The organism is Accumulibacter sp., from assembly GCF_032229525.1.
Taxonomy (GTDB): Bacteria; Pseudomonadota; Gammaproteobacteria; order Burkholderiales; family Rhodocyclaceae; genus Accumulibacter.
Genome location: NZ_JAVTWB010000090.1, coordinates 77,666 through 83,204, shown reverse-complemented (window position 1 = coordinate 83,204; position 5,539 = coordinate 77,666). Strand labels below are relative to the sequence as shown.

At 60.4% G+C, this 5,539-nt stretch carries 7 protein-coding genes; 2 read left to right on the top strand and 5 right to left on the bottom strand.

The genetic code is table 11. The features are described 5' to 3' along the window. Positions 1 to 198: hypothetical protein (locus tag RUW20_RS05765; RefSeq protein ID WP_313951238.1), on the top strand; the 198-nt coding region annotated here is incomplete at its 5' end. A gap of 117 nt (positions 199 to 315) precedes the next feature. On the opposite strand, the gene tyrS is transcribed toward RUW20_RS05765, so the two are convergent. Beyond that, entirely contained in the window at positions 316 to 1,515 is a 1,200-nt protein-coding gene (tyrS, locus tag RUW20_RS05760) for a tyrosine--tRNA ligase (protein WP_313951237.1), read from the bottom strand. An 86-nt stretch (positions 1,516 to 1,601) separates the two neighbouring features. On the opposite strand from tyrS, the gene RUW20_RS05755 reads away from it, so the two are divergent. Next, positions 1,602 to 2,930: a M23 family metallopeptidase gene (locus RUW20_RS05755; RefSeq protein WP_313951235.1), complete on the top strand. Its 1,329-nt coding sequence runs from the start codon at positions 1,602 to 1,604 to the stop codon at positions 2,928 to 2,930. 98 nt (positions 2,931 to 3,028) lie between these two features. Here RUW20_RS05755 and RUW20_RS05750 read toward each other — a convergent pair whose 3' ends face one another. The 4 genes from RUW20_RS05750 to RUW20_RS05735 form a co-directional block, all read right to left on the bottom strand. Then, complete coding sequence (locus tag RUW20_RS05750) at positions 3,029 to 3,289, bottom strand: YfhL family 4Fe-4S dicluster ferredoxin (RefSeq protein WP_313951234.1); 261 nt, start codon at positions 3,287 to 3,289, stop codon at positions 3,029 to 3,031. A gap of 13 nt (positions 3,290 to 3,302) precedes the next feature. Continuing rightward, the gene (gene coaD / locus RUW20_RS05745; protein WP_409559312.1) at positions 3,303 to 3,788 is read right to left on the bottom strand and encodes a pantetheine-phosphate adenylyltransferase; all 486 of its coding nucleotides are present in this window, start codon (positions 3,786 to 3,788) and stop codon (positions 3,303 to 3,305) included. 4 nt (positions 3,789 to 3,792) lie between these two features. Further along, positions 3,793 to 4,347 (bottom strand): 16S rRNA (guanine(966)-N(2))-methyltransferase RsmD, encoded by a 555-nt coding sequence (gene rsmD / locus RUW20_RS05740; RefSeq protein ID WP_313951244.1) that lies wholly within the window; start codon positions 4,345 to 4,347, stop codon positions 3,793 to 3,795. A 4-nt stretch (positions 4,348 to 4,351) separates the two neighbouring features. Beyond that, positions 4,352 to 5,539: pitrilysin family protein (locus RUW20_RS05735; protein ID WP_313951233.1), on the bottom strand; the 1,188-nt coding region annotated here is incomplete at its 5' end.

The following is a 5,539-nucleotide window of genomic DNA, read 5'->3' as shown; positions in this document are numbered from 1 at the left end:
CTGGTTGAGCGGCCACTTGGCCGATCCACCGTGCTGCCTGAGCAGCGAGAGGGGCGCATTATACAGTCGTTCTCGGCGGCGTCAACACTTGTTTTGCGAAGCCTGAAGAACTATCTGCTGCCACCTACACAACCCCAAAAGGGCCGCCTCAAAACTTCACCGCAAAGCCGTAACTACTTGTTTTTAAGAAGTTTTTAAATCAAACTCTGCAGCGAAGGTGCGAATTATACAGGCTGGGAAAAGGGCGTCAACCCTTTGACAAAACAATTCTGCATCCATTGGCCAGGTCGCGAGCAGACACCCCCTGCGCAGCACTCAGGCGATGCTTACCCGCGCGAACTTCCGCTTGCCCACCTGCAGGACATAGCTGCGCAGGGGCGTCAGCGTGAGCTGCTTGTCGTCGACCCTGCAGCCGTCGACTTTGACCCCCCCTTGGTCGATCATCCGCAGCGCCTCGGAAGTGCTTGCGGTAAGGCCCGACTGCTTAAGGACCTGCGCGATGCCCACCGACTGGCCAGCGCCGGACAGGCACACCTCCGCGATATCGTCGGGAATCGCTCCATGGCGAAAGCGCGCTTCGAAATCAGCCAGAGCCCGCACGGCGGCGGGGCCACCATGGAAACGCTCGACGATTTCCTGTGCCAGCAGAACCTTGCTATCGCGCGGATTGCATCCATCGGCCGTGCGCCGCTTGAGTTCGTCGATGGCCGCCGTCGTACGGAAAGACAAAAGTTCGAAGTAACGCCACATCAATTCGTCGGAAACCGACATTAGCTTGCCAAACATGTCGCCCGGCGGCTCGTTGATCCCGACGTAGTTGCCCAGCGACTTGGACATTTTGTTTACCCCGTCCAGACCCTCGAGCAAGGGCATGGTAAGGATGCACTGCGGCGCCTGCCCGAAATGCTTCTGCAATTCACGCCCGACCAGAAGGTTGAACCTCTGGTCGGTACCACCAAGCTCGACATCCGCCTTCATCGCCACCGAGTCGTAGCCCTGGCAAAGGGGATAAAGCAGTTCGTGAATGGCGATCGGCTGACCACTCCGATAGCGCTTGGCAAAATCGTCGCGCTCGAGCATCCTCGCCACCGTATGCAGCGCAGCCAGACGGATCATTCCGGACGCACCAAACGGCTCGAACCAGGTGGAGTTGAAACAAACCTCTGTCTTCTCGGGGTCGAGAATCCGGAACACCTGCTCTTGATAGGTCTTGGCGTTGTCGAGGATCTGCTCTCGCGACAGCGGCGGGCGAGTGACATTCTTGCCAGTTGGATCACCGATCATGCCGGTGAAATCGCCAATCAGGAACATCACGTGGTGACCCAGGTCCTGAAAATGCCTGAGCTTGTTGATCAGCACCGTATGACCCAGATGGAGGTCTGGTGCAGTGGGATCAAATCCAGCCTTGATGCGCAGTGGACGACCACTTTTCAGCTTCTCGATCAGCTCGGCTTCAACCAACAGATCTTCGGACCCACGCTTGATTTGCCGGAGGTCGTGTTCAACAGCATGCATGAAAACCTCTATCGTTTCTGCCCAAAGAGCTTCTGGTGAGGAGGGTTTTTTGCTAGACTGCAGCGATTTTTAGCCGCCGAGAGCCTATGGATATCAAGGAGAGCCGGATTCTAACGCATTCACACTCACCCATCGACCGACTGCGCCGTCACCGCTGGGCAGCCGCAGCCATCGGCGGCGTTTCGCTGCTCGGAATGGTCGCCGCATTCGCTATCGCGCCACCAGGCGACAAGCCCGGCGTTGCACTGACGACAGTTCTCGAACAGCTGCCCGCCCCCACTGCCACCTTGCTCCAAATCGACGACGCCTCCTTCCTGCGAGAAGAACGCGTCCGACGCAGCGACACCGTGGCCAGCCTGATGAACCGCCTCGGGATTACCGACCCCGAGGCAATGCAGTTCATTCGCAGCAACCGCCAAACGCAGGAAATGGCTCGCCACCTCCTGCCGGGCAATACCGTCCGCGCCAGGTCAAGTGACAGTGGCGAACTGGATACACTGTATGTCGAGCTGCCAGGCAAGGACGCGATGCTGGCCGTTGAACGACGCGGGGATGGCTTCGTGGCCCATGAGCAAGCGCTGGAACTCACACCCCGGACGGTCGTCAAGTCCGGCGAAATCCGCCACTCTTTGTTCGGCGCCACCGACGAGGCCGGCATCCCCGACGCCATTGCGATGCAAATGGTCGCCATTTTCGGCAGCGAGGTCGATTTCCATCGTGACCTTCGCAAAGGTGATCGCTTTTCGCTGGTCTACGAGGCTCTGACTCACCGTGGCCAGGTGGTGCGCAGTGGCCGCATCCTGGCCGCCGAACTGGTCAACGACGAGAAGGTACTGCAGGCCTACTGGTTTCAGCCCGAACAGGGTGAAGGCGCTTACTACGCGGCTGACGGCAGCAGCGTGCGCAAGGCGTTTCTACGCTCCCCGATCGAGTTTTCCCGAATCACCTCCGGTTTTTCGGGCGCGCGGTTTCACCCGATATTGCGCACCTGGCGTGCCCACAAAGGGGTGGACTACGGCGCCCCGGCAGGTGCCGGCATCGTCGCCGTGGCCGACGGTATAGTGGCAACCGCCGAAAGCCAAAGAGGGTACGGAAACTTGATCGTCCTCAAGCACCAGGGCAACTATTCGACGGCCTATGGTCACCTGAAGAATTTTGCCAAGGGCATTCGCAAAGGTGCGCACGTCCGGCAGGGTGACACCATTGGCTACGTCGGACAAACAGGCCTGGCGACAGGGCCGCATCTGCATTACGAGTTTCGTGTGAAAGACAAACAGGTGGATCCACTGGCCATCTCGCTGCCCAGAACGATCCCGCTGACAGGCTCGCTGATGGCACAATTCAAGGCCTCCAGCGTAAGCTTGCAGACACAGCTAGGTCTGGCCCGACAGGTAACTCTCGCGGCGATCGAGTAGCGCCATCTACCGGCCCCCGTCGCCGCAAACCGCGAAAAAAAGCCGTCCCTGGAACAGGGACGGCTCGCAGTGCCAAGCGCCGACCTCGATTACCGGGTTCAGGAAGAGCGCGGGTTGCCGGTAAGCTTCTCGTACTTTACCCACAGTTGCTCTTCGTTTTCCTCATTTGCTGCATCCTTGGGGATGCAGTCAACCGGGCACACCTCGACACACTGGGGCGTGTCGTAGTGGCCGACGCACTCCGTGCACTTGTTCGGATCGATCTCGTAGATCTCCACGCCTTGGGTAATTGCCTCATTCGGGCACTCGGGCTCGCACACGTCGCAGTTGATGCACTCGTCGGTAATAATCAAAGACATTGTTGCTGTTCCTTCAGATCGTTGAAATTTCTCTTACACGTTTGGCCAGCCGCTCGCAGATTGCCGGCTGTACGAACTTGCTGACATCGCCGCCGAGCACGGCAATCTCTCGCACCATCGTCGCCGAGATGAACATGTACTGCTCACCCGGCGTCAGGAATACCGTTTCGACCTCGGGAAACAGGTTTCTGTTCATCCCGGCCATCTGGAATTCATAGTCAAAATCAGACACTGCCCGCAGGCCTCGTAGAATCACTTTGGCACCTTTGGCATGCAGGAAATCCATCAGCAGGCCGTCGAAACCGCAGACTTCCGCGTTCGGGTAGGGGACCAGAATCTCCTGCGCCATCTCGACTCGCTCGGCGAGCGAGAAGAATGGCCTTTTCGGCTGGCTCTCGGCGATCCCCACGATCACATGATCAAAGAGACAGCTCGCACGTCGAACGAGATCCTCATGGCCGCGGGTCATCGGATCAAAAGTCCCTGCGTAGATTGCCATCCGCCTATTCAGCGCCATCCGCTTCCCCTCGCCGCATCAAGTGATAGAAAACCTGGCCTGCCTTCCCCTGGCGCACCGTGCGCCAGCTCCCGCAGCCCGCCAGCAGCCGCTCCGCCTCGGCGTAGATTACGCCGTCCTGCGCCAGAATCGTCGGCATTGTCGGTGCCAAGCGGTCGATCCAACCCTGATTGAACGGCGGATCGAGAAACAACACGTCGTAGCGCGGGCCGGCGGAAGTTGCGAATCTTACCGCATCCGAGCGCACAATCTCCAGGCGCTTGCCAGCGCCCAGGGCTCTGGCGTTAAGCTCGAGCGCCGCCACCACCTTCGGCGAGTCATCCACCATCACCACTCTCGCGGCTCCGCGGGAGGCGGCCTCGAAACCCAGCGCGCCGCTGCCGGCAAACAGATCCAGACAGTCAAGACCGGTCAAATCATTCCCCAGCCAGTTGAACAAGGTTTCGCGCACACGGTTGGGTGTCGGGCGCAGACCCGGCGAATCGGGAAAGCGCAAAATGCGCCGCCGCCATTCGCCACCGATGATGCGCAGCGTGTTCAGAACGTTATTCCGCGCCAACGATAACGGTCACCAGATGCTCTGGCCGCACACGCCGCGAGAACGCCGCCTTGACGTCGGCGACCGTCACCCGGTCGATGTTTTCCGGGTAGCGATCAAGATAATCGAGCGGCAGGTCATAGAAGCCGATCACGGCGACACTTTCCAGAAGCTTGCGATTGCTGTCCAGACGTAGCGGAAAGCTGCCGATCAGGTTCTGCTTCGCGGCCTGCAACTCCGCTTCGCTCGGTCCCTGCTCGAGGAAGGTCTGGAGCACCGCGCGGCTTAGTGCCAGCGCTTCGTCCGCCTGCTCCTTCTTGGTCTGCAGACCGATTTGAAACGGCCCCAGCTGCGCCAAAGGGTGAAAGTAGCTGTGGACGCTGTACGCCAAGCCACGCTTGTCGCGCACCTCCTTCATCAAGCGAGAAACAAAGCCCCCACCGCCAAGCGAATAGTTGCCAACGACCAGGGGAAAGAAATCGGCATCGCCACGCCGGAGTGCCGGCAATCCCAGCAGCAAGTGCGCCTGCGCAGCGGGATGGGCAATGCGCTGCTCGCTGCCAGCCGGCAATTCGGGAACGGCGATGCCGGTCATGCCCGGCGCCGGGGGCAAGGCGGCGGTAAGCGCCTCAACTATCGACTCCGCCTGGGCACGCGTCAGATCGCCGACAATGGCCACGGTGGCCCGCGGCGCCGTGTAATTGGCGGCGTGGAAAGCGAGAACATCGGCCCGCTCAAGTGAAGTCAAGGATTCCGGCGTGGCGTACCTGCCATAGGGGTGCGAGGCATACATGGCCGCCCAGAAAGCTCTGCTGGCAACCGTCTCCGGGCGCGTCAATGCTTCCTTGAGCGTGGCCACCGAGCGAGCTTTCTCGCGGTCGAAGACCTCGGCCGGGAACTGCGGCGTGGCCAGAATGGCTCGCAGCAGGTCGACGGCGGGACCGCGCTTGTCGGTCATCGATAGCGTACGCAGCACCACTGACGCCCGATCCATGTCGACCCCGCCCGACAGCTTGGCACCGACGTCGGCCATCCGGCTGGCAATCTGGGTCTCGTCCATCCCGGCCACACCCAGCTCCAGCAGGGCCCGCGTCAAGGGAGCGACGCCGGCCCGCCCTTCGCTTTCATGAGCCGTACCGGCCGCGAAATCGATCTGTATGTCGACGATCGGCAGGGCATGATTTTCTATGAACAG